Origin of the sequence: Caballeronia sp. GAFFF2, assembly GCF_023631485.1 — a bacterium.
GTDB lineage: Bacteria > Pseudomonadota > Gammaproteobacteria > Burkholderiales > Burkholderiaceae > Caballeronia.
Genome location: NZ_JALQDA010000037.1, coordinates 171,087 through 193,921, shown reverse-complemented (window position 1 = coordinate 193,921; position 22,835 = coordinate 171,087). Strand labels below are relative to the sequence as shown.

Annotated in this window: 21 protein-coding genes; 6 read left to right on the top strand and 15 right to left on the bottom strand. The window is 60.7% G+C overall.

The window, feature by feature from the left end; genetic code table 11:
• Positions 1–25 precede the first annotated feature (25 nt).
• Positions 26–937, bottom strand: a complete 912-nt coding sequence (locus tag NCT04_RS30865) for a LysR family transcriptional regulator (protein WP_250469662.1) — start codon at positions 935–937, stop codon at positions 26–28.
• A 135-nt stretch (positions 938–1,072) separates the two neighbouring features.
• Between NCT04_RS30865 and NCT04_RS30860 the strand changes: the two genes are divergently transcribed.
• Both NCT04_RS30860 and NCT04_RS30855 read left to right on the top strand, forming a co-directional pair.
• Positions 1,073–2,488, top strand: coding sequence for an amidase (locus NCT04_RS30860; RefSeq protein ID WP_250469661.1), 1,416 nt, complete (start codon positions 1,073–1,075; stop codon positions 2,486–2,488).
• Between the two features lie 123 nt (positions 2,489–2,611).
• Positions 2,612–3,625: a hypothetical protein gene (locus NCT04_RS30855; RefSeq protein ID WP_250469660.1), complete on the top strand. Its 1,014-nt coding sequence runs from the start codon at positions 2,612–2,614 to the stop codon at positions 3,623–3,625.
• A gap of 12 nt (positions 3,626–3,637) precedes the next feature.
• Here the strand turns inward: NCT04_RS30855 and hfq are convergent, their stop codons facing one another.
• The 5 genes from hfq to NCT04_RS30830 form a co-directional block, all read right to left on the bottom strand.
• Entirely contained in the window at positions 3,638–3,910 is a 273-nt protein-coding gene (hfq, locus tag NCT04_RS30850) for an RNA chaperone Hfq (protein ID WP_250469659.1), read from the bottom strand.
• 213 nt (positions 3,911–4,123) lie between these two features.
• A complete protein-coding gene (locus NCT04_RS30845) occupies positions 4,124–5,902 on the bottom strand; it encodes a hypothetical protein (RefSeq protein ID WP_250469658.1) in 1,779 nt (592 codons plus the stop codon).
• Positions 5,899–6,084, bottom strand: a complete 186-nt coding sequence (locus NCT04_RS30840; protein ID WP_250469657.1) for a hypothetical protein — start codon at positions 6,082–6,084, stop codon at positions 5,899–5,901. Before NCT04_RS30840 ends, NCT04_RS30845 begins: the two co-directional genes overlap by 4 nt.
• A 107-nt stretch (positions 6,085–6,191) precedes the next feature.
• A complete protein-coding gene (locus NCT04_RS30835) occupies positions 6,192–7,352 on the bottom strand; it encodes a helix-turn-helix transcriptional regulator (protein WP_250469656.1) in 1,161 nt (386 codons plus the stop codon).
• A gap of 175 nt (positions 7,353–7,527) precedes the next feature.
• The gene (locus NCT04_RS30830) at positions 7,528–8,553 is read right to left on the bottom strand and encodes an AraC family transcriptional regulator ligand-binding domain-containing protein (protein WP_250469655.1); all 1,026 of its coding nucleotides are present in this window, start codon (positions 8,551–8,553) and stop codon (positions 7,528–7,530) included.
• Positions 8,554–8,710: 157 nt separating this feature from the next.
• Between NCT04_RS30830 and kce the strand changes: the two genes are divergently transcribed.
• Together kce and NCT04_RS30820 are read left to right on the top strand one after the other, a co-directional pair.
• Complete coding sequence (gene kce / locus NCT04_RS30825) at positions 8,711–9,649, top strand: 3,5-dioxohexanoate:acetyl-CoA acetone transferase (protein ID WP_250469654.1); 939 nt, start codon at positions 8,711–8,713, stop codon at positions 9,647–9,649.
• A gap of 57 nt (positions 9,650–9,706) precedes the next feature.
• Entirely contained in the window at positions 9,707–11,059 is a 1,353-nt protein-coding gene (locus NCT04_RS30820) for an MFS transporter (protein WP_250469653.1), read from the top strand.
• A gap of 142 nt (positions 11,060–11,201) precedes the next feature.
• Here NCT04_RS30820 and NCT04_RS30815 read toward each other — a convergent pair whose 3' ends face one another.
• The 4 genes from NCT04_RS30815 to NCT04_RS30800 all read right to left on the bottom strand — a co-directional run bounded on the left by NCT04_RS30815 (position 11,202) and on the right by NCT04_RS30800 (position 16,272).
• Positions 11,202–12,272 carry an SDR family oxidoreductase gene (locus tag NCT04_RS30815; protein WP_244831719.1) on the bottom strand — a complete coding sequence of 357 codons (1,071 nt, stop codon included), beginning with the start codon at positions 12,270–12,272 and terminating at the stop codon, positions 11,202–11,204.
• A 177-nt stretch (positions 12,273–12,449) separates the two neighbouring features.
• On the bottom strand, positions 12,450–13,592 hold the full coding sequence (locus NCT04_RS30810) for a substrate-binding domain-containing protein (protein ID WP_244831718.1): 1,143 nt from the start codon (positions 13,590–13,592) through the stop codon (positions 12,450–12,452).
• Between the two features lie 98 nt (positions 13,593–13,690).
• Complete coding sequence (locus tag NCT04_RS30805; protein ID WP_250469652.1) at positions 13,691–14,689, bottom strand: ABC transporter permease; 999 nt, start codon at positions 14,687–14,689, stop codon at positions 13,691–13,693.
• Positions 14,686–16,272 carry a sugar ABC transporter ATP-binding protein gene (locus NCT04_RS30800; RefSeq protein ID WP_250469651.1) on the bottom strand — a complete coding sequence of 529 codons (1,587 nt, stop codon included), beginning with the start codon at positions 16,270–16,272 and terminating at the stop codon, positions 14,686–14,688. Before NCT04_RS30800 ends, NCT04_RS30805 begins: the two co-directional genes overlap by 4 nt.
• A 412-nt stretch (positions 16,273–16,684) precedes the next feature.
• Here NCT04_RS30800 and NCT04_RS30795 point away from each other — a divergent pair, with 412 nt between their 5' ends.
• Positions 16,685–17,002 carry a DUF6632 domain-containing protein gene (locus NCT04_RS30795; protein ID WP_250469650.1) on the top strand — a complete coding sequence of 106 codons (318 nt, stop codon included), beginning with the start codon at positions 16,685–16,687 and terminating at the stop codon, positions 17,000–17,002.
• A gap of 70 nt (positions 17,003–17,072) precedes the next feature.
• Here the strand turns inward: NCT04_RS30795 and NCT04_RS30790 are convergent, their stop codons facing one another.
• Positions 17,073–17,294 carry a YjzC family protein gene (locus NCT04_RS30790; RefSeq protein ID WP_244831714.1) on the bottom strand — a complete coding sequence of 74 codons (222 nt, stop codon included), beginning with the start codon at positions 17,292–17,294 and terminating at the stop codon, positions 17,073–17,075.
• 428 nt (positions 17,295–17,722) lie between these two features.
• Between NCT04_RS30790 and NCT04_RS30785 the strand changes: the two genes are divergently transcribed.
• On the top strand, positions 17,723–18,847 hold the full coding sequence (locus NCT04_RS30785; protein WP_250469649.1) for a sensor histidine kinase: 1,125 nt from the start codon (positions 17,723–17,725) through the stop codon (positions 18,845–18,847).
• Between the two features lie 18 nt (positions 18,848–18,865).
• Here the strand turns inward: NCT04_RS30785 and NCT04_RS30780 are convergent, their stop codons facing one another.
• The 4 genes from NCT04_RS30780 to NCT04_RS30765 form a co-directional block, all read right to left on the bottom strand.
• Positions 18,866–19,459, bottom strand: coding sequence for a pyridoxamine 5'-phosphate oxidase family protein (locus NCT04_RS30780; RefSeq protein WP_250469648.1), 594 nt, complete (start codon positions 19,457–19,459; stop codon positions 18,866–18,868).
• A 43-nt stretch (positions 19,460–19,502) separates the two neighbouring features.
• The gene (locus NCT04_RS30775) at positions 19,503–19,841 is read right to left on the bottom strand and encodes a hypothetical protein (RefSeq protein WP_244831711.1); all 339 of its coding nucleotides are present in this window, start codon (positions 19,839–19,841) and stop codon (positions 19,503–19,505) included.
• 80 nt (positions 19,842–19,921) lie between these two features.
• Positions 19,922–20,293 (bottom strand): response regulator, encoded by a 372-nt coding sequence (locus tag NCT04_RS30770; RefSeq protein WP_244831710.1) that lies wholly within the window; start codon positions 20,291–20,293, stop codon positions 19,922–19,924.
• A gap of 319 nt (positions 20,294–20,612) precedes the next feature.
• The gene (locus NCT04_RS30765) at positions 20,613–22,811 is read right to left on the bottom strand and encodes a TonB-dependent siderophore receptor (RefSeq protein ID WP_250469647.1); all 2,199 of its coding nucleotides are present in this window, start codon (positions 22,809–22,811) and stop codon (positions 20,613–20,615) included.
• Between the last annotated feature and the right edge of the window lie 24 nt (positions 22,812–22,835).

The window sequence follows — 22,835 nt, the reverse complement described above, 5'->3', positions numbered from 1 at the left end:
AAAGCGTGCGTGACCAATCGCATCTTCAACGCTTTTTCAAAGGCGCGCCCACGCTGCCGATGTCGTTCAACGCTTCGAGAAAGGCCGCGACCTTCGGCAATTTTTCGCGGCCATGCGCGTAAGCTGCGAAGACTTCGAGCGGCACGAAGGAAAGTTCAGGCGCGGCATCGACGACACTGCCATCGGCCAACGCAGACCCTATCGCATACATGGGCAGGACCGCGACGCCCAGCCCCGCGCGGCAAAAGTCCGCAAGCGCGAACAAATCGCTCACGACCATTTTCGGCGTGAAGCTGATCTCGGTTCGTTTGCCCTGCCAGATGACATTCCAGCTCGTGCGCGGCGCGTAGGTCTGCAGCGCGAGGCATTCGTGCGCGACGATTTGCGCAGGCTCGGTGATCGGCCCATGCATCGCCACGTACGCCGACGACGCGCACAAGCAAAGATCCGCCGAGGCAATGTGCCGCTCGCTGATTCCCGATTGCGATGTCGATGCAAGGCGCACGGCGACATCGAAATTGCCTTCGAGCAGGTCGGCATAGCGATCCGAGAGATCGACCTCGAAACGCAGCCGCGTATGACGGTTTGCAAGCCGCGTAAGACATGGAATGACGCAGGCGCGGCCGAATGCGGTCGGCATCGTAATGCGCAACAGGCCTTCGGGTTCGGCCGCGCCGCGTTGCGCTTGCGCTTCGGCGTGTCGAAGACGCAAGAGGATGTCGCGTAACTCACTCGCGTAGGACTTGCCGGCATCGGTCAATGCGACGTGTCGTGTCGTGCGTTCGATGAGGCGCACGCCAACTCTGCTCTCCAGAAGCGAAATGCGCCGGCTGATGGTGGATTGCGTGACACCCAGTTCGCGCGCCGCAGCGCCGAACCCACCGTATTCGGCGACGAAGAGAAACGTTTCGGCTTCCAGCAAGCCTGTGCCATTCATGCGGTTCCTCGATTTCTCATATCCACGCTGGCGATGTTAATCGACTTGGCGGATGGATGTACTCTGGTTTCGTTCGCTGCATCGTCGTCGCAACGCTCAAGCGCACGCACCGAAAAACCATCAAAGGAGTATCAGATGAATTCCAACGATCGAACCCGCATTCACTACGCAAGCGCAACCGAACTCGCGCGCCTCATTCGCACTCGCGAATTGTCGAGTGTCGAAGTGATCGAGGCTCATTTGCATCGCATCGAGGCCGTGAATCCCAAAGTGAATGCCGTGGTGACGCTAATGGGCGAACAGGCCCTCGAAGCCGCCAGGCAGGCGCAACGAGCCGTGATGAGCGGCGCCGCGCTCGGGCCGCTGCATGGCGTGCCTTTCTCCATCAAGGACGCACTCGATACCGCCGGCGTGCTCACGCAGCGCGGCTCGCGGCTCTTTGCCGGCAACGTACCCGCGCAGGACGCTACGTCGGTCGCGCGCTTCAAGGCTGCAGGCGGCATCCCGCTCATGAAAACCAACTTGCCCGAGTTCTCGGCGTGGACCGAGACCGATAACCTCGTTACCGGCCGAACCAATAATCCGTGGAATCTCGAACGCACGCCGGGTGGTTCGTCGGGCGGCGAGTCGGCGGCGATCGCGGCTGGCATGTCGCCAATCGGTATCGGCAGCGATGTCGCCATTTCGGTGCGCGGGCCGGCGGCGTTCACTGGCATCGCCGCACTCAAGGCCACGCATGGCCGCGTGCCTTATACGGGCCACTATCCGGGCGTGATCGCGCGCTGGTGGCATGTCGGGCCGATGGCTCGCACGGTCGACGATGTCGCGCTCGGTTACTCGATTCTGAAAGGCCCCGATGGCGTCGACGGTTACGCCGTGCATGCCCGCAACGCCGACGCGGACCGTGCCGGGATTGCAGGTCAGCCCGTGCGGGTAGGATGGGTATCGGATGCCGCGTTCGGCCCGGTCGATCCCGAGATCACCGCCGCGGTCAAGGCCGCCGCCGCGCGTCTTGCCGATCTCGGCTGCGATGTCGAAGAGGTACGCCTGCCGTTTCTCGGCGAGCCGCTCAGTGCGCTGATGACGCTTGTCTTCGGCGAGCTCGTGCCGTCCGTCAAGGCCATAGTAAAAGGCCGCGAGCACGACTTGCACGCGATAGGCAAGGGCATCGTCGAGACGCCGGACCCTGCGTTCGCCGACTTCATCGGCGCCGAAGCGAAAGCGGAAGCACTCAGGTCTGCGTTCGCCGGATTCTTCGAGCAATACGATGTGCTGCTTTGCCCCGTGAATCCGATGACCGCAACGCCGCACGGCGCGCAGGAACTCGTGGTCAATGGCGTGACGGTGCCGTGGACGCATGTGATGAGCGCAACGTCACCGTTTAATCTGACCGGCTTGCCGGCGCTTTCGGTGCCCTTCGGCTTCAGCTCGGAGAACTTGCCGATCGGCGTTCAGTTGGTCGCGAAGTGGCTCGATGAAGCCACGATCTTGCGGCTCGGCGCGCTCATCGAGCGCAAGGGCGGCCTCGGCGAGCGGCGGCCTGCTATCTGAGCGGTGCGCGGCATCGGCGAATGTGTGCGCTTGCGTACGCAGACGAATGCAAATCGCGAGGGTTCGTCGCCTATCGCCTAAGCTTTCAGAGCGCCGGGTTCGTCCCGGCTGCCTTGAGCTTCCATGACGAAAAGGGCGGGGGAGACGATGCCGGACAAACTGACAGTGATTCAGTCGCAGCAGATGAACGCGCACGGCGAGCCGGACGTGGGCACGTTCAACTGGCAGTTCCTGGCGCAAGGGGACTCGTGGTTCACGACCAATACGGTCGAGCATTGGAGTTCGTCGAATCTGCTAAAAAACCTGGAGTTCGCGCAGGCGGCGGTCGCCGTGAATTGCGCCGACCCCGGCGATACGCTCACTCACATGGTCGACCTTCGTCGAGACCCTTTGTTTTATTCGCTGCTGGCCGGTCCCAAGGAACAGCCGTGGAGCGCGATTTTGCTTTCGGGCGGCGGCAACGACCTCATCGATGCCGTGCAGGTTGCGGCGATCGGCGACAACGGTGTGCCTGTCGCGCCGCACGAAAGACTGCTTCTCACGAGCGACGAATGGGGCGGCCCGCTCGCCGCCGCCGATAACCGCTACATCTCGGCGCAAGGTTGGGAGACCTTCAGGCTGCATCTGGAGCAGCAATTCAAGGCGCTGGACTTCATGCGCTCGAAGAGCAAACACAACACGAATACGCCGATCTTCACGCACACCTATGACTACCCGACGCCTCGCGCGAGCGGCGCGGGTTTGGGAATTGGACCGTGGCTCTTGCCTGCGCTGACAGACTATAAAATCCCTGCGAACGACTGGAACACCATTGCGGACGCGTTCATCGATAACCTTGCTTCGATCAGCATGAGCCTCACGTTGCAAAATTTTCATGTGATCGATACGCGAGGCATCCTCACGCGCGCCGATGCGCAAGCGTTGGGCATCAGCAATGATTGGGAAAACGAAATTCACGCGACCGAAGCCGGATACGGCAAGCTCGCGGTGCCTTTCGTCAGTCGCGTGAGCACGGTGCTGGGGTTGGCTGCGCCAGCGTCGCCGCTCGGTGTGATCGAGACGGCGCCCACGCCCGTGGTGACACCGGCCGTTGCAGCGAAGCGTCGCGGGCGAGGCACCGGCGTCAGACCGGCGTAAAGGTACTGCGGCCTATTTCCGATGCGCGCGCTCGACGCGCGTCATCGAAGCGCGTTCGTCCGTCCGTTTGGGCGGGAGCGTGTGCGGTTCGCAAACGGTCGATATCGCGTTCTTGTAGATGGTCTGTATGCCGTTCGGCGATTGCACCGCGAGCACGTATTTATCGAACGATTCGATCAGTCCTGTCAGCTTGATCCCGCTCACGAGAAAGACCCATACGGTTTTTCGCTCGGCGATCAAGGTCTCGAGGAAAGTCGACTGAATGTCAGTATCGGCTTGAGTCATGGCGGCCGTCCCTTTCCGTGAGTACTTCGCTCCCAGAATACGCGCCGCGCAAGCCCCGACGTGTGGGGTGGGCCACAGGCAAAACCGGTCTCTCTCGGAATCTCCGTGAAAATACGGTGTTTCGTGTTGATTATTTACTAGTATGTTTAGGTGGACTGGGTTTTAAGTGTTGATATAAAACGGGTGAACGCCGGAACACGTTGCCCTCGGCTGCTACTCCTTCTTGTCATCCACCTGCATGATCCAGTGGCCGCCCGCATTGAGAAACCGCGCCTCGGAAGTCTCACCGCCACCGCTGCCAAGCGTCGTGAACATGCCACGCATGGCATCGGCGGGTCCGCCCGATATGTTCATCGAATAGTCGCAGACATAACCCGGCTTGCCCGATGCCGGCGCGCAACCGAGCTTCTGAAACGAGTCGATCCGCATGGGTTCGTTACCGCGCACCGACTTGCTGCCCATGAACATGGTGGTCAGGCAGAGCATGGCATCGCCGCTCGTGAGCCTTGAACGGTCGGCCTGCTGGCAACGCTCGTTTTGCGACGAGATACCTTGCGCGATGGCCTGCGCCCGATTGTTGACCGCATCGTACATTTCCGCCGCCGTGGGTTCGCCGCCCGAATGCGATGCCCGCTCGGATGACTTCGATGTGGCGCGCGGCTGTGCATCGGCGACGGCGACCGGACGCGCCGAGTCGTTGCCGGACGATGTCTCGTAAGCATCGCCGAGCGCGCTGCGTTTGCGCAAGTCTTCTTGCTGCGCGACCATCGCTGTGGCAATCGCCACGCCGGCCGGCGCGTTGGCATCGCTATCCATCAGATAACGCGACTTGATCTGCGCGATCTCCTCGCCCGAACGAGCGTGCCTGATCTGCTGCTCGATTTCTCCTCGCGAGCTTTCGAGCGCCTGGGCGCGTCGGCTCAGAAAATATTGGTAGGTTTCCTGAACGCTCGGCACACGCTCCATGCCGTCGTAGCGCCGGCGGAAGTCCGCGCTCCACGTACGCCCCTGCTGCAGGCCGGCCAACCCGGTGCCGAGCGCATCGATGCTCTGCCGCTCGACGGCTTCCTGCGCCGTGCCCAACTGATTGAGCGCGACGCCGATCTTCGCCATCTCGGCGTTGCGCGATGTCGTGAGCGCCGTGGAGAACGCTGGCCGGTTTTGCATGCGATACAACTTCGCCAGTTCCACCATGCCGGGATAACCGCGCGCGTTGTCGATGGCCTGCGCCGTCTGCGCGTCCTCGACAGGTATCGCCACGCGTTGCTCGACAACCGTCATGCGTTTCGCGAACTCATCGCGCTCGGCGCGGGGTGCTTGCGGCAGAATCTTTTGCGCCGATGCTTCGATCTCGATCAAGCACGCGTGGCCCGTTTCATCGGCTTTGAGCGACTCCGCTTCCGTCGCGAGTTCCGTGAGTCCGCCAGTCGCGGCGCGCGACTGCGCGAGCAGGCGCAGGTTGCTGTTATAGCGGAAAGAAGTCATCGCGCGAGTGGCGGCGGCCTTCTGATCGGGCGGAATCGATGCGAGCGGTCCGGTCGTGCTGAAACAGTGCGGCAAGATCTTGCTGGTGTACTCCGTCAGCATCTTCGGGTCTATCTGATCGTAGGTCTTGCCGAACACGGGAGCAAAGCGCGCATCCTGAATCAGCGCTGTCACGGCCGGGTCCGATTGCGGCGATTGCGCCGCACTCATGCCACCGCCGCCAGCGGGAAGCGGTCCGGATGTGAGCCACGTTTTTACGTCGTCGCACTGCGCCTTTGCTTCGTATTTCTCGTATTGTCCCTTCGCTGCGTTGACGAGCGGTTGCACATGAAGGTTCGCTCCGCCGCCACGCAGACTGTTCATGATCTGGCCGAAATTGAGGCCGTCGGCGAAGGCATCGGGCGCGAGCGTCGCACAACAGAAACCGGCGAGCACGACGCCGGTGCGGCGCAACGACAACGAACTCGCTACGACGCCAGCGCGCGCCGCATTCCGGGCGGTAATCATGTTCGCTCTCCCAAATGACTGATGAATTGCCCTGGTATCCGCATCTTATGAAGGATGTACAGCACGAAGACCACGCGACGATCAACCGACGCGGGCCGCTCGTAATGCATGGTCTCCTCGCGATACGATTCGTCGCGCCAGCATGAAAACGCAGGGCGGCGCACCCAGAACAGGGCGGCCATGTCGTGATCGCGCTCGGTCGTGAATGACGCGGTCGGAACGCGAGACGCTATGAATCTACGGCGGACGGGGCGGGCAGTCGTCTCCCAAATAGGAGATGCGTGAGGGCTTACGGATGAGGCGAAATGCTCGCGACGCTACGGGCCACCAGTGCGGCAAGCGCGCCTTGTCTGCTGGTGCCGGTCTTGGCAAGCACTTTCTTCAGATGCGAGCGCACGGTGCCGAGTCCGACGCCGAGCGTGGCGGCAATCTGATCGAGCGATTGTCCTTCGCCGATAGCGACCGCTATTGCCGCTTCCGCGCGCGTCAGTCCGAACAGGTCCCGAAGCGTGCGCGTGGCGGAATCCCCGGAAACCTCAGGATCGCGAATGAAAATGCTTGCCGCTGGGCGTGACACATCCGCCGACGCCCAATTGGCACGCCACGGCGCCACGAGCAAGGTGAGCGGCAATCTGCCTTGCCGTGGCACGGCGAGCGCCGCGCCAGCCGCGTGAGCCGCGCCGTTCGAGGTTTGCACGGCGTCGCGTATCAGCTTTGCAAGCCGGCTGTTCAATGCGGGACTGTTCATGCACACGCGCCGTGCATGCGTGCGAATCTCGGATGACGAAGCCAGTAGATTCTCGGCAGCGCGGTTCGCATACAAGACCATGCACGATGCATCGACCACGAGCACGCTGGTCTCGATGCAATCGAGCGCATCCACTGCCGCGCGTTGTGCGAGCGCGGTGTCGCGCAACCGTTCGCGCAAGCCGAGCGCGCGGCGCACATGCGGAAACAGCACGCCCAGTTCCTGACGATCGTTCTCTACAAAACGCCCTGCGGAAAGCGGCCGATGCACGCCAAGCACACCTGTCTCACCATTGCCAACGGGAAACAGCACCCCAACCATATGATAAATATCGAGCCGCCGCGTCCAGTCCTGATAGAAGCCGGTGCGCTCGAATTGCGTATCGGGCATGAGGCTTTGGCTCGTGAATACTTCGCCCGGATGAAGCCGCGCGGAGTGTTCGACCCATAGATCGTTCCGATGCCAGTAATCCGCCCAGGCCTGTTCGTTCGGCGCGACACGCAGATTGTCGGTCACGCTTGCGAGCTTTGGACCGCGAGGACCGCCGCATGTCTTGAGCACGCCGCTCGTGGCGTCGAACGCTCGTGCAATGGCCGAAGCCACGCCGGCCCATTGAGCGTCGTCGAGCGCGGCATCGTAGAGAAGGCTGATTACCGGACCGAGCCGGTCTTGATGTCCGACCGGTTTATTGTCTGCGTCCATGATCTTTGCCTCGCGGTTGCTCACGAGTTCAGGACCGAAGCGTGGTCCGAAGACGAAGGCCTTCGGGTTGCAAGGCCTCGAATGGAATGCAGATTACACCTTAGGTAACCGAACTAAAAGGGAAAGCTTTGAGTGAGTAGTGCACCGGCAGAGTGCGAACGTGTCCGTAATGTTTTTATCGTCGCAGCTCGCCAGGCCCTTTGCCCGTCCACCGCTTGAGCGCGCGGCGGAAGTTCGCCGCATCGCTGAAGCCGAGAAGCATCGCAACGTCGTCGGTGCTCATCTTCGTCGTCTTCAGATATTCGAGTGCGAGCGAACGTTTTACATCGTCCACGATAGCCACGAACGACGTCCCTTCCTCATCCAGACGCCGCCGCAACGTGCGCGTGGTGAGATGCATCGATTCGGCGACCGCTTCCATGCCCGGAAAGACGCCGGGTGTGCTCATCAGGACCTGATACACCTCACCCGATACACCGCTCGATGTCTTCGCCTGACCAATCAACCGGTCGCACGTCTCCTGAAGCAGCGCTGCCGTGAGCTTGTGCGCGAGTTGCGGCTTACGGTCGAGAATGGCGCTGTCGTAGACGAGCTCGCATTGCGGCTGATCGAAATAGCACGGGCAGCCGAGATATTTCGGATAGATATCCGCATGCGCGGGCGCAGGATACGAAAAGCACGCCTTGACCGGCGGACAGACGCTGCCCGCAACATCCTGAAGATGCGTCACATGCTGCGTGTATTGCTGTTCGATGATGAACTCGCGCAGTTCACGCGAAGGGCTCGAGATAAATGCATCCGGGAAAGTCCAGACCATTCTGTCGGGATATTCGGTCCATTCGATAGCGACTGTCGGTGTCGCGAGCCGGTGATAGCGCACACCCAGCTTGAAGTAGTCGCGCAACGAGAGACACGACATCAGCGCGTATCCATACATGCCGTAAGCCGACAGATGCAGCTTGCCGCCGACCTTGAACGGCGTGGCCGGTTCGCACGATAGCGCCACTGCATTCCGGCAAACGGTAGCGTATTGCCCGATGGAGGTCAGCACGGAAGCGTCTTGCAACTCCTCCGCGCTCACGCCCACGCCGCGCAGACTGTCCGCCGCAGCGATGCCTTGCTCCGCCAGCACCTCGACCAGCGCGGCGATCTTGTAGGGCGCGTAGATGCGCTCGTTGAGCGGCGGGCGGGTCGTCGCCATGACTCTCCTCGCAATGTCCTCGCGGGACTTCCGTGTGTCCGAAAATGACCTTTTCGACGAGATGCTATCTCACTACTATCAGTGTCACAAGAGTTCGTCCGTCGATACGGGCGGCATCGAGACCCGATGAAAACTCAGTGGAGACAAGGATAGTCAGATGAGCAATCCGGCCCGCAAGGTCATCATTTCGTGCGCCGTCACGGGCGCGACTCACGTTCCGTCGATGTCGGAACATCTTCCGCTCACGCCCGCGGACATTCGCGATCAGGCAATCGAAGCAGCCGAGGCGGGTGCCGCGATCATCCATCTGCATGCGCGCGATCCCGTAGACGGAAGGCCCACGCCAAGCCTCGATATCTTCAGGCAGTTCGCGCCGGCCATCGCGGAGGCGACCGACGCTGTCATCAACATCACGACAGGCGGCAGCACGCGCATGACGCTCGAAGAACGGCTTGCTTATCCGCTGCATGCCGCGCCGGAGATGTGCTCGCTCAACATGGGTTCGATGAACTTCTCGATTCATCCACTCGCCGCGAAGATGTCGACGTGGCGTTACGACTGGGAGAAGGACTACGTCGAAGGCATGGAGGACATGATCTTTCGCAATACCTTCAGGGATATCAAGCGAATCCTCCAGCAACTCGGCGACAAGGGCACGCGCTTCGAGTTCGAATGCTACGACCTTGGGCATCTCTACAATCTCGCGCATTTCGTCGATCAAGGGCTCGTCAAGCCGCCGTTCTTCATCCAATCCGTGTTCGGCATTCTCGGCGGCATGGGCGCGGACCCGGAGAACATGACGGTCATGCGCGCAACCGCGGATCGTCTCTTCGGACGCGACAACTATCACTTCTCGGTGCTTGGCGCCGGACGTCATCAGATGCCGCTCGTCACCATGAGCGCCATCCTTGGCGGCAATGTGCGCGTGGGTCTGGAGGACAGCGTGTATATCGCAAAGGGCGTGAAGGCCGATTCGAACGCGCAGCAGGTCAGAAAGATTCGCCGCATTCTGGAAGAGCTTTCGTTCGAGATCGCAACACCTGCCGATGCACGGCAAATGCTCGGTCTCAAGGGACGCGACGAAGTCTCGCTCTGAATCCCATGCTCAACGCTGCCACATAAAAGAACAGCAGCGGACTTATCAGGAGACAACATGAACCACGGCTTGGTCAAAGACAGTATCGATGCGTTGCATCGCGTGGCGACGAAGAAGGCGATGCTGAAGCTGATCCCGCTCATGTGCGCGATCTACTTCATGTCCTTTCTCGATCGCACGAACGTCGCGCTTGCAAAGGCGCAGCTTGCCGCCGATGTCGGCATCAGCGCGGCGGCATATGGGCTCGGCTCCGGCATCTTCTTCATCGGCTATGCGTTGCTGGAAGTGCCCAGCAATCTCGCGGCGCATCGCGTGGGTCCACGGCGATGGATCGCGCGTATCGCGGTGAGCTGGGGCATTCTTTCCACCGCGATGATGTTCGTGCAAGGCGAATGGTCGTTCTATGCGCTGCGCGTGCTCTTGGGCATCGCCGAGGCCGGGCTCTTTCCGGCGCTCATGTACATGGTGACGTTGTGGTTCGCGCCCACCGACCGGCCCATCGCGGTCGGCTGGATCTACACGGCGCCCGCGCTTGCACTCGTTCTTGGCAATCCGCTCGGCGGCGCGCTGATGCAACTAGGCGGCATCGGCGGTCTGCACGGCTGGCAATGGATGTTCATGATCGAAGGCATCCCGAGCGTGCTGGCGGGCGTGCTGCTCTACTTCAAGCTGCCGGAGCGTCCGCGCGATGCCCGCTGGCTTTCGACCGATGAAGCGCAAGTGCTGGAAGCACGCGCCGTCATCGATACGCACGGTCATTCCGAACTCACTTCGGAAGACTGGCTCGCCGCGATCAAGCGGCCGACGACCGTGCTCATCGGCCTCATCTATTTCTTGAATCAGGTGGCGTTCGTCGGGCTTTACTTCTTCACGCCTGCAATGATTCAGCAGATGCATGTGAAGACGCCGTTTATCGTCGGCTTGTTGTCGAGCAGCGTGGGTATCGGCTTTCTGCTGGGCGTGTTGATCTTGCCGCGTATTCATCGGCGCTACGGCAACGACTGCGTGTATCTCGGCATTCTGACGGCGGGACTCGTCGCGGCCGGATGCGTGTTCGTCGCGACATCTGTTCCCGCAGCGCGCATGGTGTTGCTCGCGGTCACGGCGTTCTTCGCGGGCGGCGTGTTGCCTTCGTACTGGGCTATCGCAATGAAGCGACTGCAAGGCATTCAGGCGGCGGCGGGGCTTGCTTTCATCAACACCGTCGGGCTGATCGGCGGTTTCGTCGGGCCGTATCTGTTCGGTATGACCGAGACCATCACGGGCCGCAGCGATTCGGGTTTCATGGTGATTCTCGGGGCGTCCGTGCTTGGACTGGCGCTTATTCCGGTGTTCGCGAGAGCGATTCGACGCGAAGATGTGAGTGCATCGCGTGTGACTGAAGGCGGTGCGGCGAGCGCGCATCCGTAAGCGGTCGAGCAGTTGCGGCGTGATTCTTCGCGAACGCATGGAATGCACGATTGCCGCGTCTGCGGGAAGCGCTAGCGTTGCCAGCGGCGGCAACATCACAGGGCAGGCCATCGGTCTCGATGGCCTGCCCCATGTACGAACCTTAGCCGGGAATAACCTTCGCCGCCTTCAGCTTCTCGAACAACTCAAAGAATGAATCAGGCGTGCTTTGATAGTCGAGAAATCCGGCTTTGCGGCTCTTGGTCATATCGGTGAGCACTTCCATTGGCCGGCCAAGGTCGGCGTCGGTATGCCACCACGAAGCCAGCTTCTCCACGTTCGCTTCGATAAGACCGAAGCGCGCCGCGATATCGGCCCACAAACGCGGCGCGTCCTGCATGCGCGATTCGAGCGGACGCGTTTCGCCATCGAACGGCGCGGCCTCGATGCCGAAGTATTCCGCGAGCTGCGACCACATCCAGTTCCAGCGGAAGACATCGCCATTGACCACGTTGAAGTCTTCGTTACGCGCATTGGGCGAAGTCGATGCCCATTCGAGATGACGCGCCAGAAGGCGTGCATCGGTCATGTCCGTGAGACTGTTCCATTGCGCGGGTGAACCGGGGAACACGAACGGTGCGCCGGTTTCCTTGCAAAGCGTCGCGTACACGGCAAGCGTGACGCCCATGTTCATGGCGTTGCCGAGCGCAAAGCCGATGATCGTATGCGGCCGATGCACGCTCCAGCCGAAGCCATATTTCTTCGCGGCTTCAAAGACCTTGTCTTCTTGCTCGTAATAGAAGTTGTCGACGTCCTGCCGCCCTTGTTCCTCGCGAAACGGCGTGAGCGGCACCTTGCCTTTACCATATGCTTCGAACGGGCCGAGATAGTGCTTGAGGCCGGTCACGAGCGCGGCGTGTTCGAGCTTGCCGGTGGGTCCAAGCGCATCGAGTACATGTCGCACCATGGCGCCATTCACGCGGATGTTTTCTTTCTCGGTGGCTTGCCGCGCCCATGCCGTGAAAAACACGTGGCTGAAGTGCTGCCCGTTGAGTGCTTCGCTGACCGACTCCGCTGAAGTCAGGTCGGCGGTCACGGATTCGACGCCTTCGCGTAGGGCCGAGCGGCCGCGCGAAAGACCGGTTACGTGCCAGTCGTCGAGCGTTAGAAGATGTTCCGCGAGATTGCCGCCGACAATACCCGTCGCGCCGATGATAAGTGCTCGTTTTTGCATGGAGATGTGCCTGTGATGAGGATCGATGCGAATCTTGGTGTCGCTCGATTGTAGGCGGGATCGTGCAAACGCGTACTTTGCATACGGCGGTGCTTCATCGGACGAGCCTCACGCAAAAAGAGCGAAGCCCGCAAAGGCTTCGCTCTCGCAGTACCGCGCTGACTGTCGGTCAGGAGATCAACCGCAAGCGGGCGCCGCCTTCTTGCAGGCATCGGCCAATTGCGGCGGCGGGTCTTTCTTGAACACGGTCTTGTAAGACTCGAGCACATTCGACTGCACGACCGGCAGCGACTGCACGCCGATCCACGCGGGCGGTGTCTGGCCGATCAGCGCCTTCATCATCGCCATGGCTTCGGCTGCGCCCTGATCGTACGGACGTTGCGAGCCCGTCGCCTTGAGCGGACCGCCCTTGGCGATCTCGATTGCCGATTCGAGCCCCAGGTCCACCGTCGTCACAGGCGTGTTGATGCCCTGCGCGCGCATCGACGTAAGCGTGTCCAGCGCGGGCTGATCCCACACGGCGAACACGCCCTTGACGTCCGGATTCGCCGTCAGAAAGTCGCCCGCAATCTGCCCGACTTTCGACGGATCGGTGAACGCGACCTGCTTGATCTTGATGTCCGCGCGATTCTTCTTCAGCCAGTCGTTGACGGCTTTGGTCCGCTCCGTCGTGCTAAAGTAATCGACGCCGAAGTTCACGAGACCGACCGTGCCGCCTTTTGGCACGCACGACGCAAGCACCTTCGCCGCGATCTGGCCGTTGCCTTCGCTATCGGCCGAGACCATGGCCGCGTATTGCTCGGGATGCTTGAGGCCGGTTGGCACGTTGTCCATGAACACGAGCTTGATGCCCGCCTGCGAGACCTTCTTGTAGGTCGCGGCCGTTGCCGTGCCATCCACGGGAATGGAGATGATGCCGTCCGGATGGCGCTGGATCGTGTTCTCGATATCGGCGATCTGCTTGTCGACCTGATACTCGGCCGACGCCGTGCCGATCACTTCCACGCCGTACTTCTTGAGCGTATCCGTAATGCCTTGCACTTGAAGTTGCGACCAGTCGAGGTTCATCGTCTGCATCGAAATGCCGACCTTGAACTTGCCGGCCTTGACCTTGGCGGCTTCGGCATCGGTCAGCTTGACGGCATCGACGGCTGCCGCCTTCTCGCCATTCGGTCCCTGGCCGACGATGCCCGTCGGCCCGATCGACGCCACATTCAGCTTCTCGCACGATTGCGCGAACGCCTGCGCACAGCACAGAGCCATGGCAGTCGCCGCCGCGACACTCGCCAGCTTTACACCTGATCCACGACGATAGTTCATGTCTTTCCTCCATTGGTCGCGTTGTACTTCGTCTCCTGCTTTTTTGACTTGCCCTTCGTGGTCTCTCACGCAATGTCGATCTGCGCGAGCAACCAAAACTACTTGCGCGTGAACGCGACTGCCGCAACGATGATCACGCCCTTGATGACGAGTTGCAGCGACGAACTCACGCCGAGCAGCACGAGCCCGTTATTCAGCGTGCCGATGATGAGACTGCCAAGCAGCGTGCCTAGAATGAAGCCGCGTCCGCCGAAAAGACTGCACCCGCCGAGCGTGACGGAGGCAATCACGTCGAGTTCCATGCCCTGCACGACGTCCGGGCGCGCTGCATGCGAACGCGCGGACAAGACGAGCGCGGCGAGGCCGGCAAGCACGCCCGTCAGCACGAATGCGAGCGTCGTCACGCGGCGAATGTTGATGCCCGAGTAGAGCGCGGCCGTGGGATTGCCGCCGGCTGCATAGATTTGCCGGCCGAACACGCTGTAATGCAGAAGCAGAATGCCGCCGATCACGGCAAGCAAGGTCCAGATGATCGGCACCGGCACGCCTGCAATGTCGCCTTCGCCGAAGATCGCAATGAAATGATCGTTCGTGATGATCTCGGGCCGCGTCGTCGTAACCATCAATGCAAGTCCGCGCGCCGCGCTCAAGCTGCCGAGCGTCACGAGAAACGAGGGAATGTTCAAACGCGTCGTGACGAGACCGTTGATCGCGCCGACGATCGCGCCCGTGCCAATGCCCGCGATCGCGCCGATGACCCAGCTATCGCCGATATGCGACATCGCGAGCGCGGCGGCCATGCCGGACAGCGCGAGCGACGATCCCACCGACAAGTCGATCTGCCGCGCGATGATCACGAATGTCATGCCGATAGCGATAATCGACACGAGCGCCGTCTGGCGGCCGATGTTGAGGAAGTTGTCGATGGAGAGAAACCACGGCGACGCGAAGCTGAACACCACCAGCAGAATCGCGAACGCAAAGTACAGCATGTAGGGGCGGTCGCCCTGCAGCAGAAGCTGCGCAATGCGCCGTGCGCGCGAATGACGCTGGGCGCTTTGTTGTTCGGCGGGCATCGGCGAAACAGACTCGTTCATGTTGCAAGCTCTTCGGTAGGGCGGGCCAGTTGTATGAGATGGTGCAGTTCTTCCGCGTGACGAATCTCGGCGCGCTCGACAGTGCGTGTAATCGCGCCATTGGCGACGATGGAAATACGGTCGCAGAGCCGCAGCAGTTCGTCCAGATCCGACGACACCACCACGACGCCCGTGCCTGCGCGCGCCGCGTCCTGTATTACGCCGTAGATTTCCTCGCGCGCGCCGACATCGACGCCGACAGTGGGTTCATCGAGCAACAACAACTTCGGGCGCGGATGATTCCACTTCGCGAATACGACCTTCTGCTGGTTGCCGCCGGAGAGAAACTTCACGTGTGTCGATGCATCGGGCGCTTTCACGGAAAGCTGCTTCATCGCGACGCGTGCTTGTTGCGCGGCGGCTTTCGCGCGCAGCCATCCGCCGCTCGAAAACCGCGGCAGGCGCGGCAAGGTCAGATTGCGTTCGATCGAATGATCGAGCACGAGCCCTTGCACATGACGGTCTTCAGGCACGAGCGCGACGCCGCGCCGGATTGCATCGGAGGGATTGCGCGCGCCGAGCGGTTCGCCGTCGAGATCGAGGCTGCCCGACTCCACGGGCAGCAGACCGAAGATGGTTTGCAGAATTTCCGTGCGGCCGCTGCCGATCAGTCCGGCAATTCCATGCACTTCGCCCTTGCTCACGGACAGGTCGACGGCGCAAAGATGCGCGTTGCTTACCTTCGACAGCTTCAGCACGGGCGCATCTGCAGCGCGATCGGCCATCGCGACTTTGGTTTGCGCCGCCGCACCCGCCGAGGTTTCCTGTCGCGCCTGCATGGCCGCATGACGCGGGCCGACGATAGCCGCGACGAGTTGCTTCATGTCGGTTCCGGCCGTGGCAAAACTTCCGGCGTTTGCACCATCGCGGAACACGGTCACGCGCTGCGAGATGCGAAAGACCTCGTTCAGCCGATGTGTCACGTAGATCACGCCGACGCCGCGCGCCGTCACGGTGCGAATAGCGTCGAAGAGAATCCGTTCTTCGCCGCCTGTCAACGCGGACGTGGGTTCGTCGAGAATCAGCACGCGCACGTCGCCCATCAGCGCCTTGCAAATCTCCGTCATCTGGCGATAGGCGAACGGCAAGGAATCCACGGGCACGCGCGGATCGAGCGGAATATTGTGTTCGCGCAAAAAGGTGCTGACCTGCGCCATGAGTTCGCGTTGCCGGACGAAGCCGAGGCGCGTGCGCGGTTCGCGCCCGAGCATGAGGTTGGCGCCGACGGACAACGATTCGACCAGACTCAAGTCCTGATACACGACGGCAACGCCTGCCTCGCGCGACTTTGCGGGCGATTCGAATGCGACCCGGTTGCCCGCGATTTCGATCGATCCTTCGTCGTAGGCGTGGACGCCGCTCAATATCTTGATGAGCGTGGACTTGCCCGCGCCGTTTTCGCCGAGCAGCGCGTGCACCTCGCCCGGCAGAACTTCGAGATCGACGCCGCGCAGCGCCTGGACGCCACCGAACCTTTTGGTGACGCCGGTTACACGGATCAACGGATTTGGCGGCGATGAAGCGGCCGCGACCGGCTGACTCATCCTGATGTCTCCTTCGTCAAATAGACGAATTCTTATGTTTTCGCGGTCGGGCCGCGTGTTGTGTTGTGATCTTCGCATCATGTAAATGGTGCGTCAATAACAGATAGCCCTAGTTTTCGTGTTCTGAACGAGAGAATCGCAACAATATCGACCGGTTTTGTGATGATCCTATCGTTCCGGGGACGGCGTTCTGTGACGGAGCGCTACGAGTAATTGTCCGTCAGGCGCGCAGACGCTCGACTACGTTGCCGATGCGAAGGAGCCGCCGAGTAGGGAGCGGTGCGCGGGAGTATCGTGTGCGACAAGCACGCCTTCTTTGGGAGCGCATGATGAACGACGCCCGACGACTCGCCGCCTTGCGCATCGCGCTGATTGCCGTGGGTTTAACGCCATCTTCGCGTTATGGCCGCTCATGATCCTGTGGCCTTCCGGATGGAGTTGGCAAAGCAGCCATTCGGACTACCCGCTGATGATCGTCGGCATCTACGCGACGCTCGGCGTGTTTCTACTGATGGCATCGCGCAACCCGATGAAGCATCTGAGCCTGATCTGGTTCACGGTATGGTCGAGCGTCGTGCACGGCGCAATCATGGCTGTGCAGTCGTTCGGCGCCGAGATGGACGGCACGCGCCACGTCGGTCATTTGCTCGGCGATGTGCCTGCGTTATTTATCGTCGCGGCCGTGCTGGCTTTCCTTATGCCGCGCGAAAACAAGGCACGAGCGCTTTAATCCGCCGATGCAGTGTTCGCGGTGCGTCCCGAGTCTGTAGGACGTACCGCGACCAATACCTTATATGCGCTCAGGCTTGCGCTTGAGTTTCCTTCAACGCTTCATGCTTGTGCGAATGCGTCGCTCCGTATTTCAGCTCGAAGTGCGCGCCTTTTCCGTTTCGCGTGGGCGGAAAATGTTCGCCTTCGACGCAGGTGACTTCAAAGGTATCTTTCCCGTCCTCATAGACCACTGAGTAAATGCCCGATACTTTGACGATTTCACCGGGCTTGTACGAACTGTCGCCTGCCATTTAGCTTCTCCTTTTTGAACCACATACGGACCGACGAAAGAGCAATCGGCGTTCCGAGCGGTGTCATGCCGGTCGGTAAACGGCGCAGGGAGTCGAGTTCGTGTGAACGCGAGCGGGCGTTATTCGCTCGCTTCTCGTCGTGCTTCAGCCGAAATCGCCGATTATTAGTCGTTGCCTGCGGGACGTCGCCAAACTGTTATTTATGGGCACGGGAGCACGGCACGGGAATAGCGATTGCGCTAGTCCAGCGGTGAAACCGTCGCCCACAACAAGAGAAAGACGATACGGTTCGAACGACAACGCGACATTAGTTTGACCAACGAAGTTTCAAGGCGGGCGATCAAGGTCTGATCGATCCTTGTCGATGCAGGCAAGATCGTCTCCCTGAAGGACGCTTCCTGGCTTTGGACTTCATCAGGAGCAGGGCCATGATGCACGAATTTCTCAAGAATAATCGAAGCATCTTGCTTGAACGTTGCCGCATCATGACTTTCAAGCGGAACGCCGAATCTCCGGTGATGGCGGATATAAAGATCGTCCTTCCCGAACTGCTTACGCAAATAACCGAACTTCTGCGCCAGCACCGTACCACCGAAACTCCGAATTCGACATCGGGGCTTCCCGAACGGGGTGAATCGAAGGATACCCCGATAGGCAGAACCGCACGCGAAGCAGGCAGGGTGCTATTCGGAACGGGACTCAAGATCGAAGACATCGTCGTAGGTTACGGCGATCTATGCCAGGCGATTACCGAACTGGCCGTAGAACGGGATGCGCCTTTCAAGGTACAGGAGTTTCGAATACTCAATCTGTGCATCGATACGGCGGTTGCCAATGCCGTGATGGCTTATTCGGCCGCGCGAGACAACGCGCGCACGAATAGCGGCGCTCAGACGCAGACCGATGAGAACAGAATGCTCGCGCACGAGATGCGTAATCTGATCCACACTACGCTGCTCGCATTCACCGCTTTACAACGAGGAAATCTGAGCGCGAAAGGAGCCACCGGATTACTTGCTGAGCGTAGTCTTTTGCGACTCGGCAAGCTGACTGACCGAATGCTTCGCGACTCGGCAGACCCGGCGACCGTACGTTACGACGACGTTATCTTCAGTCTCGCTCCATTAATCCTGGAAATCGAGGGAGCGGCGCGAGTGGACGCGACAGCCCGTGGAAAAAGTTTTTCCGTTACTCCGGTCGACGCGCTCATCAAGGTTCGTGGAGATCGCGACTTGTTGTATGAGGCGATAATCAACCTCTTACAGAATGCGTTCAAGTTCACCAAGGAGAAAAGCGCGGTCGCGTTGAGAATCTACGTGAATCACGACGTCTTTATTGAAATCCACGATCAGTGCGGAGGACTTCCTTGTAAGAACGGCGAGTCGATGTTCGATCCTTTCGTGCAATTCAACGCAGATCGCAGCGGACTGGGCTTAGGACTGACTATTGTGAGGCGCAACGTAGAAACTTTGAGGGGAACCGTGGAAGTGAAGGACATTCCTGGCCACGGTTGCGTCTTCATTATTCGCTTGCCGCTCGTTTCACACGCATGAAGTCGAGGTTGGCAGCATTCATGGCGCGATCCAATGACCGTGCCACTCGTTGCGTTCGAGCCAGAAGTTTGCGCGCCGGTGCATTTCGCCCGAGACGTCGAGGAAATCGATCTTACTGACGATGACGTCGATGAGGCAGAAGTGTTCGAAGCCATCCGTCTGAGTGTGCGCTGTTGTGTCGTCGGCTTCCGGGCGCGCATCGGGCGGAGTGTCCACTACTGTTCCCGGAGGCAACGGCGCACGATAAAGCGTGAGCGATCCGGGGCGGCTCGCGTTCCACACGGCGAGTCTTTCGTCATCGTCGATGACTTGTTGCGCGCGCCCTTCGAGTCGAATCTGGATGCCGGCACGCCAGTCGCCGACAAGCGCGGAGACGTTCGGCTCCTGTTCGATCTCAGCGACCTTTTCCGATCTCACGTCCGTGTGAAAGCTCACGAGCGCGCGGTCCTGGATGGCACGCCGCATTACGACCGTGCGCAGTTTCGGCGCGCCATCGAGCCCGATGGTCGCGAACTGCGTCAACGTGTAGGCGGAACGCTCGCGGCCGGGATTGGCGCCTGAAAGCAGATGGCTCCACGTCTGCGCCAGAATCGCATCCAAAGCGTTGCTCAACTGACGCCTCCGTTGCTTGATGCAGTTGAAGTGGCAGCGGCGATTAGTCAGCCTTGAAGACGATGGCGGCGGTGTCGTCGATCTGCGTGAAGCTGCGCACGAAGCGATACGACTGCTCGTCGATCTCGATTCGATTTGCACCCGATGAGGTCAGTTCCAGCATTTCATCGGCGAGCGATTTTGGAATCGAGCCTACTTGTTTCAACTCTTCCTTGGGCCCGGATGGGTCGCCGAGATAAACCGTGCAAACGTCGGCGGTATGCCGAATAAGGACGACGCTTGTCGCCTTGTCGAGCGCGCGTTCCAGATAATCGGCGAGTGGGCGTAACGATTCGAGTTTGTGATCGGAACGGTCGTCAGCGAATCCATTGATGTCTGGCACTGCGGCCTCCCTGATTTGATCGTCTGCACCGTGGTTTCGATACGTCGAAGCGCACGATGGTGCAAGCGACGGAGTTTCGATTAGCGAACCGGCTCTTCGGCTTTCTTTCCCGACAGCAACGATTCGATGGCGGCGACGGATAGCGGTTTGGACAAGTGGCCATCGAAGCACGACATATCGAAATGTTCGTGAATGTCGTCGTGTGCGGTCAGCGAGAAGATGCGACGGGAGGCATATTTCTCGGATGCGCGGAGTCGCATGCACAGAGCGTGGCCATTGATATCGGGAAGCCCGATATCCAGAAGAATGAGTTCGAACGCGCCTTCGCCTGCGGCCGCTTTCAGCGCCTCGGTGCCGGTGTAGGCGCGAGTGACCGCATGACCCATGGACCCCGCGATTTCGGCGAGCATGTCGGTGGTGTCGGTGTAATCGTCCACTACGAGAACTTTCATTTGAAGTGCTCCCAACAGTGAGGACCGAGGTGCGGGGTTTTGATGTTGAGGTTGCAGTCTACTCTAGGTTGCTGGGTTGGATGACGGCGGCTGCTGAGCACCAACTTGCGTTGCTTGGTGTCACTGAGAATCTTTGACCGAGACTTACCAACTTCCGTCATATGTCGTTAGCGGCGACTTCGTCCCACGAAATTTCTTGCTGATTCTTTATGTTACTCAGAAGCAGACAGCCGATGGCGATCATCGCCTGTCTGCGGACAACCCGACGGTGGAAGGTCAGTGCTTCCGTCCCGACAGTCGCCCAAGCGTCATCGTAAATTTAGAAGTCGGTCCGCACACTCAACATGACGTTACGCCTGTCGCCGAATACACTGTAGAACTGGCCGGGTGGGCGAATGTAATAGCCGCGATCGAAGATATTGTTCAACTGCAGTGTCGCTTCGAGATGCTTGTTGAAGCGATATCCGACCTGCGCATCGAAGATGGCATACGCGCCCTGTTCGACGCCGCGCGATATGCGTGTCTGCGCGAGCATGCCGCCGCCGACCGATACCCCGCGCATGACGCCCTGCGTAAACTGATACCGCGTCCACAGTTTGAAGAGATGCTTGGGGTCCGTGCCATCGGTGAGGCCGGGCGCATCGTTCTCGAAGTGCTCGTTCAAATACGTGTAGCCCGCATAGACGTTCCAGTCCGGCATCGGCTGTCCGGTGACTTCGAGTTCGACGCCCTGACTGCGTGCCTTGCCGGCGGCAAGGTAATAGAACTGATGATCGGGATCGTCGACCGCGCGGTTGTTGTCGTTGATACGGAACAGCGCCATGTTCGTATTCAGGCGTCCGCCGAGCACGCTGCTCTTCACGCCGACTTCGTATTGCTCGCCGGAACGCGGTGGAATGCCCGCGCCGGAGAATGTCGTCTGCGTCTGGGCGTCGAGGAAGCGCGCGTAATTCGCGTACGCGGTGACCGCCGGCACGATATCCCAAACGAGTCCCGCCGACGGCAGAAAACGATGGTTGATCTGCGAGTTCGTCGCCCAGTCCGAGAGGTCGGGCAGTGTCGATTGCGTGCGATCCTGTACGAACGCCTCGCGCGCGCCGAGCACGAGCGTCAGCGGATTCGCGAGCTTGATGCGCGCCTGCGCGTAGATGCCGTACTGGACGGTGCGCTCGTTCGTGCCGAAGCTGAAGGGCGTATCGACCTGCGGCACGGCGTTGGGATCGAACAGGCTGAAGGTGCCGCCGTCGAACGGGCCATCGACGGACTGGAAGCCCGAGAGCGCCGTCGACGACATCACCGAATAATTTGCGCCGACCGTCAACGTGTGCGTCTGCCCGAAGAGCCGGATGGGACCGGACACGTTGCTGTCCGCGCCGAACCAGTCGTACGTGTTGCGCTGATTCTGATCGCCGTAGAAGCTGAGGCCATCGGTGGTCGCGCCCGGTCCCGAGTACGCGTAGTACGCCCGCGTCAGCATGTGCCGGTAGAACAACGTCGTGGAGGACTTCCAGCCGCTTTCGAAGCGATGCACGAGGTTCGCGTTGGCTTCCTGAATCGACGTGTACGACGTGTTCCAGCTCGGGCTGAAGTTCTGTGCATACGAACTCGGCACGCGGCCGACGAGTGCGGTCTGATCCGCATTGAGCACGCCGCTCGCGCCGTAGTCGAGGCCGTACATCGGCAGGACTTCGTAGCCGCCCGAGAGCGAGAGCGTCGTACGCGGCGTGAAGTCGTAGTCGATCGCGCCATAGGCCATGAACTCCTTGCTGCGCGCCCGGTCGATCGATTGATGCCCGGCCTCGCCGACGATCACCGCACGCCCGCGCAGGCTGCCGTCCTTGTTGAGCGGTCCGGTGACGTCGATCATCTGCCGCACGCTGCCGAAGGAATCGACTTGTGTGTCGGTCGTCAGATGGAATTGATTTTGCGGCCGTTTGCGCACGAGATTGACGACGCCGCCGGGCTCGCCTGCGCCGTCGATCACGCCGGCCGGTCCGCGCAACACTTCCACGCGGTCGTACATCGCGAGGTCGAATTGCGTGAGATATTGCAGGCCGCTGACGATGGGCGTGCCATCGAATTCGATGCCAAGTTGTGAGCCCCGCGCGCGGAAATAAGCCGTGCCGTCGCCGTAGCTGACCGAACTGACGCCCGTCACGTAGCGCAAGGCTTCTTCGATGGTCGTGTCGTTGCGGTCGTCCATTTGCTGGCGCGTGACGACGGAAACCGAATACGGGGTCTCCTTGATCGATTGCGCACTCTTGCCCGCGATGGTCGCGCGTTTCGCGGCGTACGAGCCGCTGTCTTCGGTCGTCGCATCGGCGCCGGTGCTGTCGGTCACCACGACGGCGGGCAACGTCACATCGCTGCCCGCCGGGTTTTGCGCGCGTGTGGGCGGCGACGTCGCGCCGAGCATCGTCAAAAGCGCGAGCGCAAGCGGCGTCATGCGCGGCGCGCGCACGTGCCATCCCGTCGTCGGCGCGGGCATCGCGCCGCGCGGGTCATTCCCTCTTCTCATGTTTTCTCATCCCATCGTTGAATA

Coding starts and splice junctions, on each gene's coding strand:
- NCT04_RS30770 (WP_244831710.1), bottom strand. CDS start 20,293: ATGAAAGTTCTCGTAGTGGACGATTACACCGACACCACCGACATGCTC.
- NCT04_RS30805 (WP_250469652.1), bottom strand. CDS start 14,689: ATGAACGAGTCTGTTTCGCCGATGCCCGCCGAACAACAAAGCGCCCAG.
- NCT04_RS30845 (WP_250469658.1), bottom strand. CDS start 5,902: ATGATTACCGCCCGGAATGCGGCGCGCGCTGGCGTCGTAGCGAGTTCG.
- kce (WP_250469654.1), top strand. CDS start 8,711: ATGAGCAATCCGGCCCGCAAGGTCATCATTTCGTGCGCCGTCACGGGC.
- NCT04_RS30855 (WP_250469660.1), top strand. CDS start 2,612: ATGACGAAAAGGGCGGGGGAGACGATGCCGGACAAACTGACAGTGATT.
- NCT04_RS30795 (WP_250469650.1), top strand. CDS start 16,685: ATGATCCTGTGGCCTTCCGGATGGAGTTGGCAAAGCAGCCATTCGGAC.
- NCT04_RS30765 (WP_250469647.1), bottom strand. CDS start 22,811: ATGAGAAGAGGGAATGACCCGCGCGGCGCGATGCCCGCGCCGACGACG.
- NCT04_RS30820 (WP_250469653.1), top strand. CDS start 9,707: ATGAACCACGGCTTGGTCAAAGACAGTATCGATGCGTTGCATCGCGTG.
- NCT04_RS30785 (WP_250469649.1), top strand. CDS start 17,723: ATGATGCACGAATTTCTCAAGAATAATCGAAGCATCTTGCTTGAACGT.
- NCT04_RS30860 (WP_250469661.1), top strand. CDS start 1,073: ATGAATTCCAACGATCGAACCCGCATTCACTACGCAAGCGCAACCGAA.
- NCT04_RS30790 (WP_244831714.1), bottom strand. CDS start 17,294: ATGGCAGGCGACAGTTCGTACAAGCCCGGTGAAATCGTCAAAGTATCG.
- NCT04_RS30815 (WP_244831719.1), bottom strand. CDS start 12,272: ATGCAAAAACGAGCACTTATCATCGGCGCGACGGGTATTGTCGGCGGC.
- NCT04_RS30865 (WP_250469662.1), bottom strand. CDS start 937: ATGAATGGCACAGGCTTGCTGGAAGCCGAAACGTTTCTCTTCGTCGCC.
- NCT04_RS30830 (WP_250469655.1), bottom strand. CDS start 8,553: ATGGCGACGACCCGCCCGCCGCTCAACGAGCGCATCTACGCGCCCTAC.
- NCT04_RS30810 (WP_244831718.1), bottom strand. CDS start 13,592: ATGAACTATCGTCGTGGATCAGGTGTAAAGCTGGCGAGTGTCGCGGCG.
- NCT04_RS30840 (WP_250469657.1), bottom strand. CDS start 6,084: ATGGCCGCCCTGTTCTGGGTGCGCCGCCCTGCGTTTTCATGCTGGCGC.
- NCT04_RS30835 (WP_250469656.1), bottom strand. CDS start 7,352: ATGGACGCAGACAATAAACCGGTCGGACATCAAGACCGGCTCGGTCCG.
- hfq (WP_250469659.1), bottom strand. CDS start 3,910: ATGACTCAAGCCGATACTGACATTCAGTCGACTTTCCTCGAGACCTTG.
- NCT04_RS30800 (WP_250469651.1), bottom strand. CDS start 16,272: ATGAGTCAGCCGGTCGCGGCCGCTTCATCGCCGCCAAATCCGTTGATC.